Raw genomic sequence first — 13,781 nt, 5'->3', positions numbered from 1 at the left:
ATATGCCTGTGAGTGCATATAAGACTATGCCGGAGGGGAAGTTGGCGGGGTGGGGAGGGGGTACTGCCCCGGTCGCGTTTGCCCTTGTCAGCGCCACTTTCGAGATGTTTTCAAAGGTTTCGCGTATCGGATTTGGTTTGGGTCACGGTTGCCGCGTCGTTGGTTGCATATGCGGTGCGCCAAGCGGATGTTGTTGCGGTCTATGTGTGATCCGCCTTTGGATACGGGGATTATTTCGTCTGCTTCGGCGCTCATTGGGTCGAGCTTGCATCCTCGGCAGTTCGGCTTTGAACAGCTTGGATTATGGACGCCGTTGGTGAACCTGAGTTTCTTGTCTACGTGTTCGCCGCATAGCCAGCAGTGGGTTTCTTCTCGTATGACCCGGGCCCGTATCTTGTCCCGGGTGTGGCCTTGTATGCGCCTGGGGTTTGTCATGGCACCCCCTGGGGTCTTGTTGCTACCCGCGTCAGTTGTCCGGTTCTGACGCGGGCGGCGGTGAGGCGGTCCAGTAGCCGTCTCGCTACCCCATCGTGGGCTGTGTAAGTTGTGCGGGCAGTTGTAGATCCCCGTTCGAACCCGTGGGTTTCGGATCGTGTCTATACTTGGCCGCCGATCACGACTGTTGGAGTCGTGCGGTTAGGCGTGAACCCGTCGTGCGCTACCCCGTCGTGAACGGTCGAGGACATACCTAGTAGCGCTCTATCAGGCTCGTGTTCCTGATAGCTATTCAGTTGTAATCCCACGCTTCCAAGGAAGGTCTGGGCTGTCCGTCCACCGAAGCGGTTGGATGGTAGTGTGTCGGGTTGTTTCTGGGCGGTTCTCCCGACGGCCGCCACGATGCCCGGTTTGGGCATAAAAATAAGCCCCAACCAAAAAGGTTGAAGCTTCGTTTGGGTATAGGAATACCCGCACTTGCGATTATTCCATAACATTAAAACGGTTGCAAGTCTATTCATGTTGCCGTGTCATGTGCACGGCTAGGACTTCCTTTGCTGAGTAGAGTGGTCGCTTTGGTGTTGAGCCGGGGTGTTTGCGGATCTTGCCACGGTGATGCCAGTCGTTGATTGTTCTGCCGGCTATCTTGATACCGGCGTTTTCCCGTAACCATGTTGCGCAGTCGCGTGGTGGTAGTGGTTCTGGGAATTGACTGTCTAGCTTTTCGCGGGCTTGGAGGATGGATATCTCTGACGGCGCGTCTTCCTCGGGCCCGCTGATCAGCAGTTCGGCTTTGGTGTACCAGTCTTGGATTGTCCAGGCGATACCTGCTGCGTGTTGGTCTTTGGCGTAGTGTTCGGCGGTTTGGGTGAGCGATGCGAGGTTGATCTTGAGTTGCATTGCGTCGAGGTTCAAGGGTGCTGATGATCCTGCGCTACGTGACCCGTTGCCTCCTTCGTTGTTGCTGACTCGTACGTTGTCGAGTCGTGCGATGGTGTCGTCGAGTTCGGGCAGGATTTCGGCGCATTTGCTCAGCCATGCTTGGAGGTCGTTGATGCATTGGTTGCAGATGTAGAGGGTTGCGTCTTGCCCGCAGTCTGGTGTGGTGCAGTTGGTCATTAGATCGCCCCCGCTAGCCCAAGGATGGTTGTACAGATGATCGCTAGAGCCACGACCACTCCGAATATGATTTCCATTGGTTCCCAGTTCTTCACTGCCCCTCCTTCGGTATGAGCATCTCGTTGTCTTCGAGCCATCGGAGGAATTCGTACGCGTCCTCTGGTCCGTAGCCGCTTTCGAGTGCTTGGTCGCTTAGCCATAGTTCGGTGATTATCTTGGCCAGGAATGTGCGTTGATCTAGTGGGCTGAGCGCATTTAGGTAGTGTTTCGCCTGCGCTTTCAAGCTTGGATTATGGATGCCTGAGCAAATAGATCCCGTGTCGTATGCAAACATTCCTTCGAGTGCGTCTCGTGCTTCGTCGTAGTTCACTGTCCCTCCTGGATGGTTAGGTGGTCGCGATCCGTGTGGATTGCCTGCATGATTTTTGCTAGCACGGCGTCATGCTCTTGGTAGGTGTTGTGTTCAGTGTGATCACGTAGTATGTCCGAGATTATGGCCTCTAACTTGCTCTCTTTTTTGGCCTCATGTTGGATGGGAATCCCTGCGGCTTTCGCGGCTTCCTCCCACGCCCACGCTGTGCTGAACCCTTCGCGTTCGTCTGTGAATTTATTGAACATCGAGGCGTAGCCGTCGTAACCGGTTAACGTCCAGAACGGTTTTGATTCCGTGTCCTGTTTGCCGATGATTTTGATGTCACCGTTTGGGTATTTGATTACTTCGGCAACGTTGTCGGTCATCGAGATGTGGATGCCGTCTGGTTGACAGCTGATGTCGATGCAGTGGTCTTGGTGTGGTCTGGTCTCCATGATTGGGTCGAAGTGGATCACTTGTCCTCCTGGATGGTGATTGGGGTGTCCGGGTTGAGTTCGAGTGTGTGGATTCCGCTTGATGTTGGCGGGTCGAGATGTACCCATGTGCCGTCTTCTTCGTGGTCGATTGCGGCAATGTTTCCGGTTATGCCGATCGGGGTGGTGATGGTTTTGCTGATGTGGTTGCCGGATAGTTCTTTGGCGGTGATGTTCATTTTTTGGCCTCTCGTGAGCTGATGATGTGGTAGATAGCTGGATCTGTTTTGCAGGTGACGATGGTGAATGTTGCGCCGCGGGCGCGCTTCATGTGCCACATGGCTTGCTTGAGCGCGGCTTCTTTGCTCGAATAGCGGTTCTTGAGCGATTTCATATGGTTGCGGCAGACGCATCGAGGTTCACTCATTGGTTTCTCTTCCGTCGAGTGAGTGGTGTTGGTATAGGTTGATTCCGCTTTCTTGTTCCCATGTTGGCCCGCAGATGCATTGGTCGTTGGGGATCGCGTGGATGATGTGGTCGTTGCGTGGGATGATGTGGATTTCTTCTTGGCCGGTGTCGTCGTGTTCCAGTTCGAGTAGTGCCCAGTCTTTGGGTGGTTCTGGTTTGCGGATGAGGTTGATTAGGAGTTTGAGGAACCTCATTCGTTTTCCTTTGTGAACGTCTTTACAAGGTTTTCTGGGTGTGCGTGCGGGAGTGTGGCGAAGCGTTTGAGTGTTGCGACTTGGTGTGCTGCGCGTATTTCGTCGTTGCGGGTGAATCGGGTTTCGCCTCCGAACCATTCGACGGTTAGCCCTTCGGTTCCTGCGTTGAATTCACCTGATGCGAACCAGAATTCGGCTGCTAGTTCCGCGTCGCTGAATCGCTGGCTCATGGTGTCCTCTTTTCGTAGTTTGCGAGCTTTAGTAAGCCTTCGACTTCGGCGCGGGTTAGGGTGACGTTGTCGCGGTCGTCGTAGGCGAGTGTGCGGGTGGCAATGACCTTGTTGTCATCTCCGTTTCCGAACACGTCCGATGGCCATTGGCGGCGTTCCCATGTCTCATGCATTGTTTTTCCTGTCTGGGTGGCGGTGTTCGAGGCCGGTTTTGACTTTTTCGCAGTCTTCGCGGTCGGTGGACTGAATGATGAGCTGCGTGCCGAGTAGGAGCGCAAACGTGCCGAGTGGTGACTCTTGAATCGTGTAAGAGGTCATCGTTGGCTCCTAAATTCCTTTGGGCATCCTTTACGCGTGCATGACCACAGAAGCTCTTTTCGTGTGACGCAGTGCCGGCGATAGTCCCATCCCTCTGCATAGACGCGGGTGTTGATCCTGCTCCCGACTTTGATGCTGTGGCCGATGATGTAGCAGGCTGGGTTCTTGCTTGATCGTGCGATCTTCCTGATGAGTGAACCGAGTAGCAGGAGGATGACGAGCGCGAGGAATAGCCCTCCCGCAATTTGAAGGGCGAGCTCGATTATTGTGGTGCTCATTTCCGTTCCTTTCGTTTGCGGGCTTGGAGTCGCCGGGTGTGGTTGATTTGGGCGCACCATGTGTGCCAGGCATCGATTGATTCGCGCCCGGACTCTGCTTGATCAAAGACTGCAATCAACTTCGCCTCCTTCTTTATTGACCGTCGGATAGCGTGCCGGTACGTGCGAGAAGTGAAGATCAATTGATGGCCTCGGTTTTCCAGCTGACGTGGACACGGATATGCCCCTTGTCGGTTCCGTTGGCGAATCGCCCATCTACGCGGATAGTTGCGTTCTCTGGCGCGCCCTGATCTTCAAGAAGCTGAATCATTGCCTTGAGATCCTTGATGCTTGCTTTGTCTCGGTGAATGGTCAGGCCGTGATCCACTGCGAGCCGTTTCCGGTCTAGGGTTAGCTGCTCGTGGCGTTCGCTGGTGATGATGAGCTCTTCACCGAGTTCTTGAATGTTCTCCATGATTTGCCTTTCGTTGCATAAAAAATGCGCCTCATCGGGCGCTCGGGGTTGGGGTGGTGCTGCGGTTTAGGCGGAGATGATGGTCAGTGATCCTAGGTCGAAACCTTCGTCGGTCACGTCAAATACGAGTAGGCCGGGGTCACTGTCACGGCCAGCAACAGTGCGGAACCAGTCAGACCCGTTGTCGAGTGTTGGTGCGCCAAGGCACCAGCGTTGACGGTCAGTCTTAGGGTTACGTCCTGCAACGTTGGCACTGAACGAGTGGTAGTGACCGTGAACGAGGATGTCGGCAGTGGCAGCGGATTGCGCACCGAACGTTTGCTTCTCCCACCAGGTGACTGCTTGCCCTGCGTTGAACTGGTTTCCGTGAACGAGTCCGATGCGTGTTCCAAGCAGATCCACGGCGACCGATTCGTCATACTCTGACGGGCGGTTCCATGTAACGTCCATGTTGCGGTCTTCAGTTCGGTATTGCACTTGCTTGTGCATGAGCAGTCCGAGGTCGTCACCGGGGCGGCCTAGGTTCTGCTTACCGTTCCTCCAGGCGGTGTGGTTGCTCGGAACCGCAGCGACGTCAACGGGTGCGTGCTTGTGTGCGATGTTGATGAATTTGAATAGCTCGGTGCCGTAGGTGTCCATTTGCTGTGCTAGTGACAGGTCGTTGGTGAACATTGGGTTGCCGCCTGATTCGAAGCCTTCGAAGCCGTCGCCTGCGTCGGCTAGGAGGATGCGTTGCAGGTGCTTGGTTGCGAGGTGCTGGTCTAGCTTTCGACGGATGATGGTGGAGCGTTCGATAAGCTCTGGTGTTCCTCCGCGTCGGCCTACCTTCCCGATCTGGGGGTCCGAATAGATGATGACGGTTGCGCGTTTCGCTGTGCTTGTTGCTGGGCGTGGTGTTGATGCTTCAGCGGCAGCGTAAAGCGCGGGCAGATCCTCAATGGTTAGATCCTTGTCGGATTCAACCTCCGGGATAGGCCGAACATTGTTCAACTTATTCCAGAAACCAGATCCGGTCGCGTTGCTTGTCCAGCCCCAAGTGAACGTGACCTTATCGGGGTCTTGCCCACGGGAGGCGATGAATGCCCGGTAGTCGTCGTGCCCCCACGGTCGCTTGCTGAACCGGGTGTAGTTCGACGAGCCATCGGGGTTGTGCGTCTCAGATTCGCCTACTGGGATGCTGAGCTTTGCATCGCCGGCTGGTTTCGCTTCGGTTTTCTTGGTTTTACTGCTGGATGGTTGGTGTTTTCCGTAGCAGATGCATTGTTTGGCGTTGTGTCGGCGGATGGTGCGTTCACCGATGCCTAGTTGGACGGCTTGTTCGGCTGGGTTGCTGGTGGGGTTGGTGCTGTTGGTGGCTGCACCGTATTTGCACTGTGGCATAAGGGGTTCCTTTGGGTATGAAAAATAGCGCCCTACGTTGGGGCGCTGTGCGTTAATTTAAGGCGCTAGAAATGGTTGGGTCGTCCACGGGTAGCTTCAAGGGCTGTTCGTGCGTCCTAGGTGGCGTGGGAGGTTAATCAGCGGGGGTTACGGGTTCGATACTGATCGACGCGCCCGGAGTATCCAACGCCCAGCGTTTCTTGGCCACCCAAGTAACGATCCTGGAATCATCCTTCAGTAGCCCGGACTGCTGCAACGCATCCCCGACACCGCGACAGAGCTTGTCGAGATCAAACGGTGTCGCCGGATAATCCGCGAACTTTGGCCGTCCAGGGCGTTCAATCCAAAACGTTGCATAAACGCGCACCGGCAAATCAATCGGCGCGTCCAACGCGTGAAGCTTGGCGACTCTGGTCACCTCATCCCGCCAAGGCTTGAGCTTCTTGGATGACTCGGCCATCCGTCCTTTGCCGTAGAACGTCTTCGACCCCTGACCGGCTGGTGTGCCTGGAACAAAGAAACTGATCACGACTCGCCCCCTTGGGCAAAAGAATGGCCACCCTCGTTGAGAGTGGCTTGCATGTGTTTGGGTGGGTTTACTTTTATTCCGCGCCTCGTGAGTTCGTTGTACCGGTCCTCAGCGCCTTGTCGAACGAGTTGATCCCAACGCTCAGGATCACGCTTACGGAAGCTGATCGGGTTAGGTGCGCGTCCTTTGGGCGGCTCTAGTGCGCGTTCGGTTTGTTCACGCCGGTTCAGTTCAGCAGTGATCAATCTGCGGATCGTTGCCGGGTTCACGACGTGCGCACCTTCACCGTTCGCGTTCTGCCCCGCATAGTGCTTCTTGATAGCCCAACGCGCCGCATCAGCAGACACGGTTTGCAATCCGGCCCACCAGACTTCCACGGTCGCATCATTCGTTTGCAAGCGTGCGTCAATCTGGTTGGCGTAAGTCATCGCCTGAGCTACTTCAACTTCGTTCACTGTTCAATCGCCTTCCCTTCGAATGGGTCATAGTTGAATGCGCCTTCACCACGGGCAGCGGTTCGCTGGACCAGTTCGGCACCTTTGCGTAGGCGTTCGTCAGATCCATTGCTTCGGGTGGTGGTTGCTTGCATGCGCATCGTGTCGAATTTGTCGCGCAGTTTCTTCGCGCTGAGGATGTGGGCTTTCCAGAAGTGGTGATTGGTTGCCCAGTCGATAGCTCCGCGTACTTCATCTACGGTGTGCTTGTCGTTGTCCACGAGCAGTCGCATTGCATCAATGTTGGTTTTGGTGCGGTTCGGTTTCTTGGCTCCGTTGGCAGTGATTCGTGAATCGAGGTGGTCGAGGAGTTCCAATATTTCCTGGCGAATAGGCGCGTCAGCGACTTTCGCTTTATCTTTTAACTCTGTCTCTGTCTCTGTCTCTGTCTCTGCTACGTTTTCGCTAGGCGGTTCGCTTAGCGATTCGCTAGCGGTTTGCTTAGCGTTTCGCTTTTTTGCGATGCCTCCACGCCGCCCGTTCTCAGCATTGGCGCGGGATCGGGCGGTTATCTCTGCTTTGGTCTCGTTCATGTCCGAGTAGCCGTGCAAAGTGTAGGAACCGTCCTCGTTTTCGATGAGCGATGGTGTTTCGGGGTCGTTCGCTAAGAGTTCGCTAAGCGAATCGCTACCGAGTCGCTTAGCGATTTGCTTAGGGATTCGCCCGTCTGTCATGTGCTTGCGAGCGTAGAGGATCATCTCGATATGAGCCCTGAACGCGGCATCGGATAGCACGATGATTTTGGGGTGATCTGCGTAGTCCAGATCGAGGCGTGCAAACAGTCGCGTATCCTTGCGTGCCACAGTGTTGCCTCCTTATTTCATTTGTTGGTGGATGAGGTATCGGATGAACTGTTTGCGGTCGTGTTCGCGGTCGGCGAGGACGTACTCATAGCCGGGGTCGTGGGGTTCGTACTCGTCGCCTTCGAATTCGAAGATCCTGCCGTCTAGCTGGTGGAGTTCTTGAACTTCGGAGAGGATTTCGGTGATCTTCGCCGGGGTGGGAACAGTGCCGAGATGCGGTGCGATGGCTGCGATCAGCCTGGTTTCTTGATCTGTGGTCAGTGTGAGTGGGTACTGGTTGCCGGCTTGCTGTTCCAAGTACGCGGTTTCGAATGCGTTGAGTACGGCTTCGATGGATTCCGCTGTTTCCGGTGTTACTGGTTTGATGCTCATGACTGGTCCTTGTCTCGTCCGTTGGCGTGTAGTCCACGCCCAATCCGGCCTGCTGCTATTTCCATGTCCGCAAGTATGTAGGCACGGTTCACTAACCCCTTACGCGGGAAGATTCGCTGAAGGTATCGGGACGTTTCCCGAACCGCTTCTGCTTCCTGTTCTTTCATGTGCTGTTCGAGCACCTCGGCAACATGAGCGCGGTGCTGATCATAAATGCTCACGTCTGTTCCATTGAACGGGTCAGGGTAAAAGCCACATGCACATTCGTAATTGCCGACATCATCAGCCACCCACTCAAGCGTGTGCGCTTCGAGGATTTCTTGGATGGTCATGACTGCTCCTTGTTTGCGATTTCTCCGCCGAGTGCGATGTACCCGGCGGCGTCGATCCATGAATCCTTGTGTGCGGGGCTTGTGATGAGGCGTGCGACCTTCAACTGGGTTAGGCATAGGGCGACGTCGGTGGCGGTGACTTGAACGCCTAGGATTGGTGTCCACAGGTTGGCGATGCGTTGGAAGTTTTCTGATGCGTCGCCGTAGTCTTTCGCCCGGTCTCCGTTGATCAACTGTTCTGCGGTGGTGAGCACGGTTTCGCGGGTGAACGGTGGAACCACCTCGTGCGGGTCGCTTGGCTGGTCTGGTACTTTGGCGAGGATTTGGGCTGCGCGTTCGATGCAGTCCAAGTCGCCCTGTTCCCCAAGTGCGTCGTTCTGGATCTCGTAATCATGGGTGCTCATTTGTTGTTCTTTCTGGTTACGTTCCCAACTGCGAGGTTGGCTGTCGGGTCTCGGTGGGATAAACGGTTGGGTGTGCTCACTGCGAGTTCGTGTGCGATCTTGTGGCAGATACAGTCCTTGTTTCTGCACATGAACCAGGGTGCGGAGCCTCGGCAGCAGGATTGGCATTCAGCTACTTCGTTCATCCCTTCGCCTCCCTTGCTTTGCGTTCCTGGTGTTTGATGCGGTGGTGTGTGTTGTTCGCTAACCGGCAGGGTTCGCAAGGGGTTTCTTTGCGTCTCAGGTGTTGGTCGTACCCTTTTTTGGTTCCGTGCTCACGTGGTGCTGGTGGCCGGCCGCCCTGTTTCGCTGGGCCTTTGTTGCGGTGGTAGGTTTCGCGGGCGTAGGCTCGTTCGGCTTCTTTGCAGGGTTCGCATTTGTGTTCGCCGTGGTCTCGGTGGTAGTTCGCGCCGGCACGGGTTCCACACCGCTCACGGGTTACCGGGGGTTGGAGTGGGGTGTTTGCGCGTTCGGTTTTGATGCGGTCACGTCGTTGTTTCTGGTTGAGGCGTTGCGCTTCCCTGCATGGGTCGCAGATCGGTTCACCTTTGCGTCGGTGCCGGTTGTACGCTCCGATGGTTCCGCAGGGCGCGAGTTCAACCTTGCGTGGTTCCCGTACCGTTTTTGGTCGTACACGCTTCGGCTTCGGTTTCGGTTCCGGGATTGGTTTCGGCTTCGGTGCGATCACCTTGCCGTCGACAATCTTCGCGCCAACCAGTTTCATCCAGTCCTTGCAAACCCGGCACGATTCACCGTCACGCAAATGCTCCTCAATTCCGCGAGGGGTTGCGCAGTAAAGGTATGAGCTCACTTGTTCTTCTCCTTCCGTTTCCGTTGCTGGTACTCCCAACAGGCGATCCGGTGCGCTTCACGGCAGGCATCGTCGATGGTTTCCTTGTTGCGGATGTGCCGCCTGTATGCGGCATCTGTTCCGCATGGGTGTTGCCGGCGCATCATGGGTGTTGGTTCTTCGGGTTCGGCTTTCAGGTTGAGCGGGTTAGGGAATTCGGTTTGCCCTAACGCGACACGGAATTTGCGCCGTGATGCGAAGTAGTCGAGGAGTGCGCGACGGTTGTAATCCGTGTCCGGCCGCTCAGGAACACCGACCACGTCTGCTGGTTGTGTTTCCCGGATCTTCTTAGTGTTGCAACCGGAGCACTTGCCGTTTCCGGCGTGCGCTAGAGTTCCTGGATGCTTGGCGGCTGGCCAGTGTTTTGGTCTGATTGGCCTGCCACAGTCGAGGCAGGGTTTGATTGTGCCGGTACCGTTTCGGCGTGCCATGATGTGCTCCTAAAGGGTTTGGGCTGGCTTCTCACCCCCAAGATGTGAAGCCAGCCCTGTTTTGGGTATAAAAAATGCGCTCACCCGGTTTGGGTTAGCGCTTGTGGATATATTGTGGATTCCGGCTATTCAGTGGAAAGCTCGTAAGACTCCATTGCTGTTCCTTAGATCCCGTTGGGAAATAGTGCGCCTGTTGCGAGCGCGATGGATAGGCCTATCAAAGAGAAGCCCACAAAGTAGACCAAGAAGAGTATGAGAAAATCTTTCATTGCTACTCCTTAGAATGGTGGTTCGTCGTTGCCGGGCTGCGGGTTGCCCCACCCGCCGTTAGCGTTCGCGTTCGAAGACCACGGATCATGCCCCGGCGCAGGCGACTGCCACGACTGACTCTGCTGTGGTGCCGACTGCTGCTGAGGTGCCTGCTGGAAACCGCCACCTGAGCGCTGGGTGCGAGTCACCTTCGCAGAAGCGAAACGGAGAGCAGGCCCAACTTCCTGAACTTCCAGCTCGTACACAGTGCGCTTCTCGCCGTCCTTGTCGTAGGAGCGTTGCTTCAAGTACCCCTGAGCAATTACGCGCATACCCTTAGTTAGGGTCTCAGCGACGTTCTCAGCCTGTTCACGCCAAACACTAGAGCGCAAGAACAACGGGTCGCCGTCCTTGAACTCATTCGTCTGCCGATCAAACGTCTTAGGGGTCGAAGCGATGGTGAAGTTAGCGACCGCCGCACCGTTCGCAGTGAATCGCATTTCCGGATCGGCGGTCAGATTGCCAACCACAGTGATAAGAGTTTCGCCAGCCATTAGTTAGGCTCCTTCGTTGTTGTTGATGGTGTTCATGATTAGGGGTAGTTCGTCTGCGTGGATTGCGTTCGGGCCGGGTAGTTGCCGGCCAAGTGTTTCGGCGACGAATGCGCCAGGGTTTTCGATGCCCTTTTCGGCGCACGCCTTGACGATCTCTTGCCACTGGTCCTGCGTGATCATCTGCACCGTGGGTGCTTCATGCGCTGGTGCTGGCTGTGGCGCGTGTGACGACTTCTTCACTTCGCCAAGGTCTGCCAGCTCATCCGGCGTGTAGGTGACACCGTATAGCGCTTCAGAACACGCGAGGCGGGCAACTGCTGAGATGGCACGCCACTGCAACATAGTGGTCGGCTGCTTCTTGTAGTTGTCCTTGGTTGCCAAGCCCATCTTCTGTGCCCACGCCATGTCTCGGACAACACTGTGCGGGTACTCGGGATCGTCGGCACGCCAGATCGTTGCGCGTACTGATGTGTTCGCTTCGTCAACTTCTACACGTAGCTTGTGTCCAGCCTTGCGGACGTTTGACGCGATCAACTCTGCGGACGCGGTAGGCTTCCCCTGAATCACGTCGATCCGATAAAGAGATTCAGCGGCACTCAAACCCATCGCCTGACCAAGGCCGATAGCTACCAGCGCGTTAGCAGGCTTCCCACGGTACGCCTGCGGAACCATGTCCCCTTGCGATGCGATCTCACTAAACTGCATCTGCTCAGACATGCTGAGTGTCTGCGGTTCAACACGGACAATTTCACTCATTGGTCATTTCCTCGTTTCTGATTGATTCCCACGGTGTGAGGCCGTAGGTGTATTCGGTTTCGTAGCCTGGCCAGTTACCCGATGACTGGGCTTCCTGGTATCGGCGTAATGCAATGTCGATTCGTGTTTGTGCTTGCCGTAGTGACTCGGGGTCGAGTGATCCGATGCTGACTGTGTATGGTTCGCTGTTTTGCACGAAGATGAACTTCCAGTCGGGCACGAAGCCTGTGGCCGCCTGTGCGCCGTTCAAGTAGTGTTGCGCTTGGATGTAGTAGCCGAGGTCGCTGATGGACTTGCGCACGTCGTTTGGTCGTGCTGAGCGGGTTGTTTTCAGGTCGATGATCTGACCGTGGTTTGGCCGGTACGCGTCAAAACGAGCTTTCAACGGCGTGCCGGCGTGCTCCCAGAACGCGCTAACCTCGGGCTTGAAGTCAGTCAGCAGTGAGGATGCGAGATGGTGGTTCATGACGCTATCTGCCATGCGCTCCACCGGCTGTAGGATGCTTTCGACCTCGCTGTTGTTGATTGGGATCTTCCCGGCTGCGTACGCGGTGGCTTTCGCCTGTTTCGCGTCGTTGGTTCGCCACGCGTCCACGTCCACACGCTCCACGAGCCGGTCAAGGCTTCCTTCGAGGATCAGCGCGTGCGCCAAGCTGCCGGTATCAAAGACGCGCTTGTGCTCATTCGTGGACAGCAACATTTTGACCTCGGCCATGCTGATGCCAGTATCCGAGAGCGTCTTGATGCTGGTCGACCCAAGAGCCTCGTTCGCGTGATACTCAGCTTCATCCAAGTCATAAATCAGTGTCGCCACAGTCGGCCTCCTGGTCGCTTTCGGGCATAAAAAATGACCCCGATTCTTCGAGGTCTAAAGGTTCACAGCAACCACAGTTCGCGTCGCAGTGCTGTGCGTATGGGTGTGGGTATCGGCTCATTGTTCGCACCTGTGCTCGGTTTGTTCTTCCCGTACTGGTGCTTCAAACGACCATTCACGGCCTACCCAACCACACGGGCAGGACGCTTGGAATACAGGCAATTTAGGACGTTCAAACGAACGAGTCTTATGAGCAGTCACTGATTCTCCTTGTACTGGCTAGCACGGACGGTCATGCAGTTTTCCATTTCGGTCATGCGTTCCGAGCAGTGTTTGAAACGGTATTCCTTGTGGCGTTGGTGAAGGTCGAGTTGCCAACGGGCTTCCTCATGGAGAATGCGCTCAGCATCCTTGTATGCTTCTGCTTTCGCTTCGGCGCGGACTGTTTCAAGCCAACGATCAAACTCGGCATCCATCTGCTGTCCGCCTACGTTCTGGTTACGCGTCACTCGACCGATCTTGAACAGGCACCTCATGATTTCTGTGTCCGGCGTGTATTCCGCGCCGTGGTAGGTGGCAGCGTGCTTCTCATCAGCGCCCATTGTTTTCTCCGTTCTTGGTGGTGCGGGCTAGGTTGTCGCCTAACCCTTGGTCAGCGAGACGGCGGGTGTCACACGGCCAGACTTCCAAGCATCCATGGCACAGGCTCAGCATCGAACTACGCACGTTCGGCACATGCAGTTCTTGGATCGCCTCTAACGCGGCACGCATGGCCGGGATCTTGTGCAGGCCGTTCTCACTCATTGGTTTCATCTCCGATTGGTTCACCGCGTTCATCGAACGGGCATTCGTCCTGCAACGTTGTGTCCATGAAAAGTCGTGCCGACCGGCGGGCAGTTTCCCACGCGCCTTTCACGGTGTTTCCAGTGCCGCTGACTGCTGTTACGTCATTCATGTCAATGGTGATCGTGAATCGCGGCTCACCCATTAGCCTTCCCAGCCAGTTAGCTTTGACGCATCTAACGTCCAGTTCCTCAGCCACGTCCATCACCGTCCAGGGCGCGGCGGATGCGTGCCGAGAAGTCCTCGGGGATATACCCAAGCTCAACCCGCACCTTCTGTATCTGCTCTTCGGTTTTGCGTAGCTGGTTCCGGTATCCATCACGTTGCCGACACATAGCATCAAACCGGTTTCGCAGTTTGACACGATCCTGCTCAGCCTGTTCGAGGCGGGTAGTGAGGTCCGCTGTGCGCTTGCTGATTATGCTTTCGACGATGCCAGCGAGATGACCAACATCAATAGAGCCTTCCCACTCACCGAAAACAATTACTTCGTCCCGCTCTTCCCATTCGAGGTCGCGGCTTGCAAGATCAGACAGCCAACCAGTTTCTGGGTCTTCCAATGCTTCATACTTCAGTTCCGAGATGATCGATTCACGATCAAACTTTTCACTCATTACCACCACTCCATGTCTGCTATCACGATAAAAAG

Annotated in this window: 26 protein-coding genes; all 26 read right to left on the bottom strand. The window is 55.7% G+C overall.

What is annotated here, in order from left to right:
• Positions 1-87: 87 nt before the first annotated feature.
• The 26 genes from F0M17_RS17805 to F0M17_RS02225 all read right to left on the bottom strand — a co-directional run bounded on the left by F0M17_RS17805 (position 88) and on the right by F0M17_RS02225 (position 13,746).
• The gene (locus tag F0M17_RS17805; RefSeq protein ID WP_149596295.1) at positions 88-435 is read right to left on the bottom strand and encodes an HNH endonuclease; all 348 of its coding nucleotides are present in this window, start codon (positions 433-435) and stop codon (positions 88-90) included.
• Positions 436-948: 513 nt separating this feature from the next.
• Positions 949-1,554: a hypothetical protein gene (locus F0M17_RS02335; protein ID WP_149596294.1), complete on the bottom strand. Its 606-nt coding sequence runs from the start codon at positions 1,552-1,554 to the stop codon at positions 949-951.
• Positions 1,555-1,645: 91 nt separating this feature from the next.
• Positions 1,646-1,924 (bottom strand): hypothetical protein, encoded by a 279-nt coding sequence (locus F0M17_RS02330; RefSeq protein ID WP_149596293.1) that lies wholly within the window; start codon positions 1,922-1,924, stop codon positions 1,646-1,648.
• Positions 1,921-2,382, bottom strand: a complete 462-nt coding sequence (locus tag F0M17_RS02325) for a hypothetical protein (RefSeq protein WP_149596292.1) — start codon at positions 2,380-2,382, stop codon at positions 1,921-1,923. Before F0M17_RS02325 ends, F0M17_RS02330 begins: the two co-directional genes overlap by 4 nt.
• Complete coding sequence (locus tag F0M17_RS02320; protein WP_149596291.1) at positions 2,379-2,579, bottom strand: hypothetical protein; 201 nt, start codon at positions 2,577-2,579, stop codon at positions 2,379-2,381. Before F0M17_RS02320 ends, F0M17_RS02325 begins: the two co-directional genes overlap by 4 nt.
• Positions 2,576-2,767 (bottom strand): hypothetical protein, encoded by a 192-nt coding sequence (locus F0M17_RS02315; RefSeq protein ID WP_149596290.1) that lies wholly within the window; start codon positions 2,765-2,767, stop codon positions 2,576-2,578. Before F0M17_RS02315 ends, F0M17_RS02320 begins: the two co-directional genes overlap by 4 nt.
• The gene (locus F0M17_RS02310) at positions 2,760-3,002 is read right to left on the bottom strand and encodes a hypothetical protein (RefSeq protein WP_149596289.1); all 243 of its coding nucleotides are present in this window, start codon (positions 3,000-3,002) and stop codon (positions 2,760-2,762) included. Before F0M17_RS02310 ends, F0M17_RS02315 begins: the two co-directional genes overlap by 8 nt.
• The gene (locus F0M17_RS02305; protein WP_149596288.1) at positions 2,999-3,232 is read right to left on the bottom strand and encodes a hypothetical protein; all 234 of its coding nucleotides are present in this window, start codon (positions 3,230-3,232) and stop codon (positions 2,999-3,001) included. The genes F0M17_RS02310 and F0M17_RS02305 overlap by 4 nt, the downstream gene beginning before the upstream one ends.
• Positions 3,229-3,405 (bottom strand): hypothetical protein, encoded by a 177-nt coding sequence (locus F0M17_RS17355; RefSeq protein ID WP_168201928.1) that lies wholly within the window; start codon positions 3,403-3,405, stop codon positions 3,229-3,231. Before F0M17_RS17355 ends, F0M17_RS02305 begins: the two co-directional genes overlap by 4 nt.
• Positions 3,398-3,550 carry a hypothetical protein gene (locus tag F0M17_RS17350; RefSeq protein ID WP_168201927.1) on the bottom strand — a complete coding sequence of 51 codons (153 nt, stop codon included), beginning with the start codon at positions 3,548-3,550 and terminating at the stop codon, positions 3,398-3,400. Before F0M17_RS17350 ends, F0M17_RS17355 begins: the two co-directional genes overlap by 8 nt.
• A 456-nt stretch (positions 3,551-4,006) precedes the next feature.
• Complete coding sequence (locus F0M17_RS02300; RefSeq protein ID WP_149596287.1) at positions 4,007-4,282, bottom strand: hypothetical protein; 276 nt, start codon at positions 4,280-4,282, stop codon at positions 4,007-4,009.
• A 66-nt stretch (positions 4,283-4,348) separates the two neighbouring features.
• Complete coding sequence (locus F0M17_RS02295) at positions 4,349-5,662, bottom strand: hypothetical protein (RefSeq protein WP_149596286.1); 1,314 nt, start codon at positions 5,660-5,662, stop codon at positions 4,349-4,351.
• 133 nt (positions 5,663-5,795) lie between these two features.
• Positions 5,796-6,191: a RusA family crossover junction endodeoxyribonuclease gene (locus F0M17_RS02290; protein ID WP_149596285.1), complete on the bottom strand. Its 396-nt coding sequence runs from the start codon at positions 6,189-6,191 to the stop codon at positions 5,796-5,798.
• Positions 6,188-6,646: a hypothetical protein gene (locus F0M17_RS02285; protein ID WP_149596284.1), complete on the bottom strand. Its 459-nt coding sequence runs from the start codon at positions 6,644-6,646 to the stop codon at positions 6,188-6,190. The genes F0M17_RS02290 and F0M17_RS02285 overlap by 4 nt, the downstream gene beginning before the upstream one ends.
• The gene (locus tag F0M17_RS02280; RefSeq protein ID WP_149596283.1) at positions 6,643-7,488 is read right to left on the bottom strand and encodes a hypothetical protein; all 846 of its coding nucleotides are present in this window, start codon (positions 7,486-7,488) and stop codon (positions 6,643-6,645) included. Before F0M17_RS02280 ends, F0M17_RS02285 begins: the two co-directional genes overlap by 4 nt.
• 12 nt (positions 7,489-7,500) lie before the next feature.
• Positions 7,501-7,860: a hypothetical protein gene (locus tag F0M17_RS02275; RefSeq protein ID WP_149596282.1), complete on the bottom strand. Its 360-nt coding sequence runs from the start codon at positions 7,858-7,860 to the stop codon at positions 7,501-7,503.
• Positions 7,857-8,192, bottom strand: coding sequence for a hypothetical protein (locus F0M17_RS02270; protein WP_149596281.1), 336 nt, complete (start codon positions 8,190-8,192; stop codon positions 7,857-7,859). Before F0M17_RS02270 ends, F0M17_RS02275 begins: the two co-directional genes overlap by 4 nt.
• Positions 8,189-8,596, bottom strand: coding sequence for a DUF6378 domain-containing protein (locus F0M17_RS17565; protein WP_210416685.1), 408 nt, complete (start codon positions 8,594-8,596; stop codon positions 8,189-8,191). The genes F0M17_RS02270 and F0M17_RS17565 overlap by 4 nt, the downstream gene beginning before the upstream one ends.
• Before the next feature lie 846 nt (positions 8,597-9,442).
• The gene (locus F0M17_RS02260; protein WP_149596280.1) at positions 9,443-9,916 is read right to left on the bottom strand and encodes a hypothetical protein; all 474 of its coding nucleotides are present in this window, start codon (positions 9,914-9,916) and stop codon (positions 9,443-9,445) included.
• Between the two features lie 278 nt (positions 9,917-10,194).
• Positions 10,195-10,719: a single-stranded DNA-binding protein gene (locus F0M17_RS02255; RefSeq protein WP_149596279.1), complete on the bottom strand. Its 525-nt coding sequence runs from the start codon at positions 10,717-10,719 to the stop codon at positions 10,195-10,197.
• Between the two features lie 3 nt (positions 10,720-10,722).
• Positions 10,723-11,475, bottom strand: coding sequence for a hypothetical protein (locus F0M17_RS02250; RefSeq protein ID WP_149596278.1), 753 nt, complete (start codon positions 11,473-11,475; stop codon positions 10,723-10,725).
• Complete coding sequence (locus F0M17_RS02245) at positions 11,468-12,289, bottom strand: PD-(D/E)XK nuclease-like domain-containing protein (protein WP_149596277.1); 822 nt, start codon at positions 12,287-12,289, stop codon at positions 11,468-11,470. The genes F0M17_RS02250 and F0M17_RS02245 overlap by 8 nt, the downstream gene beginning before the upstream one ends.
• A gap of 257 nt (positions 12,290-12,546) precedes the next feature.
• On the bottom strand, positions 12,547-12,891 hold the full coding sequence (locus tag F0M17_RS02240; RefSeq protein ID WP_149596276.1) for a hypothetical protein: 345 nt from the start codon (positions 12,889-12,891) through the stop codon (positions 12,547-12,549).
• Positions 12,881-13,093, bottom strand: a complete 213-nt coding sequence (locus tag F0M17_RS17560) for a hypothetical protein (protein ID WP_149596275.1) — start codon at positions 13,091-13,093, stop codon at positions 12,881-12,883. Before F0M17_RS17560 ends, F0M17_RS02240 begins: the two co-directional genes overlap by 11 nt.
• Entirely contained in the window at positions 13,086-13,331 is a 246-nt protein-coding gene (locus F0M17_RS02230) for a hypothetical protein (RefSeq protein ID WP_149596274.1), read from the bottom strand. Before F0M17_RS02230 ends, F0M17_RS17560 begins: the two co-directional genes overlap by 8 nt.
• Complete coding sequence (locus tag F0M17_RS02225) at positions 13,324-13,746, bottom strand: hypothetical protein (RefSeq protein WP_149596273.1); 423 nt, start codon at positions 13,744-13,746, stop codon at positions 13,324-13,326. Before F0M17_RS02225 ends, F0M17_RS02230 begins: the two co-directional genes overlap by 8 nt.
• Positions 13,747-13,781: the final 35 nt, after the last annotated feature.

Origin of the sequence: Glutamicibacter sp. ZJUTW (assembly GCF_008370855.1) — a bacterium.
Lineage (GTDB): Bacteria > Actinomycetota > Actinomycetes > Actinomycetales > Micrococcaceae > Glutamicibacter > Glutamicibacter nicotianae.
Note: the sequence above shows the minus strand (reverse complement) of the source record. Positions and strands in the feature narration are given on the sequence as shown.

Excerpts from the sequence above, each read along its gene's own strand:
- F0M17_RS17805 (WP_149596295.1), bottom strand. The coding sequence starts at position 435 with ATGACAAACCCCAGGCGCATACAAGGCCACACCCGGGACAAGATACGG.
- F0M17_RS02335 (WP_149596294.1), bottom strand. The coding sequence starts at position 1,554 with ATGACCAACTGCACCACACCAGACTGCGGGCAAGACGCAACCCTCTAC.
- F0M17_RS02320 (WP_149596291.1), bottom strand. The coding sequence starts at position 2,579 with ATGAACATCACCGCCAAAGAACTATCCGGCAACCACATCAGCAAAACC.
- F0M17_RS02315 (WP_149596290.1), bottom strand. The coding sequence starts at position 2,767 with ATGAGTGAACCTCGATGCGTCTGCCGCAACCATATGAAATCGCTCAAG.
- F0M17_RS02310 (WP_149596289.1), bottom strand. The coding sequence starts at position 3,002 with ATGAGGTTCCTCAAACTCCTAATCAACCTCATCCGCAAACCAGAACCA.
- F0M17_RS02305 (WP_149596288.1), bottom strand. The coding sequence starts at position 3,232 with ATGAGCCAGCGATTCAGCGACGCGGAACTAGCAGCCGAATTCTGGTTC.
- F0M17_RS17355 (WP_168201928.1), bottom strand. The coding sequence starts at position 3,405 with ATGCATGAGACATGGGAACGCCGCCAATGGCCATCGGACGTGTTCGGA.
- F0M17_RS17350 (WP_168201927.1), bottom strand. The coding sequence starts at position 3,550 with ATGACCTCTTACACGATTCAAGAGTCACCACTCGGCACGTTTGCGCTC.
- F0M17_RS02300 (WP_149596287.1), bottom strand. The coding sequence starts at position 4,282 with ATGGAGAACATTCAAGAACTCGGTGAAGAGCTCATCATCACCAGCGAA.
- F0M17_RS02295 (WP_149596286.1), bottom strand. The coding sequence starts at position 5,662 with ATGCCACAGTGCAAATACGGTGCAGCCACCAACAGCACCAACCCCACC.
- F0M17_RS02275 (WP_149596282.1), bottom strand. The coding sequence starts at position 7,860 with ATGAGCATCAAACCAGTAACACCGGAAACAGCGGAATCCATCGAAGCC.
- F0M17_RS02270 (WP_149596281.1), bottom strand. The coding sequence starts at position 8,192 with ATGACCATCCAAGAAATCCTCGAAGCGCACACGCTTGAGTGGGTGGCT.
- F0M17_RS17565 (WP_210416685.1), bottom strand. The coding sequence starts at position 8,596 with ATGAGCACCCATGATTACGAGATCCAGAACGACGCACTTGGGGAACAG.
- F0M17_RS02260 (WP_149596280.1), bottom strand. The coding sequence starts at position 9,916 with ATGGCACGCCGAAACGGTACCGGCACAATCAAACCCTGCCTCGACTGT.
- F0M17_RS02255 (WP_149596279.1), bottom strand. The coding sequence starts at position 10,719 with ATGGCTGGCGAAACTCTTATCACTGTGGTTGGCAATCTGACCGCCGAT.
- F0M17_RS02250 (WP_149596278.1), bottom strand. The coding sequence starts at position 11,475 with ATGAGTGAAATTGTCCGTGTTGAACCGCAGACACTCAGCATGTCTGAG.
- F0M17_RS02240 (WP_149596276.1), bottom strand. The coding sequence starts at position 12,891 with ATGGGCGCTGATGAGAAGCACGCTGCCACCTACCACGGCGCGGAATAC.
- F0M17_RS17560 (WP_149596275.1), bottom strand. The coding sequence starts at position 13,093 with ATGAGTGAGAACGGCCTGCACAAGATCCCGGCCATGCGTGCCGCGTTA.
- F0M17_RS02225 (WP_149596273.1), bottom strand. The coding sequence starts at position 13,746 with ATGAGTGAAAAGTTTGATCGTGAATCGATCATCTCGGAACTGAAGTAT.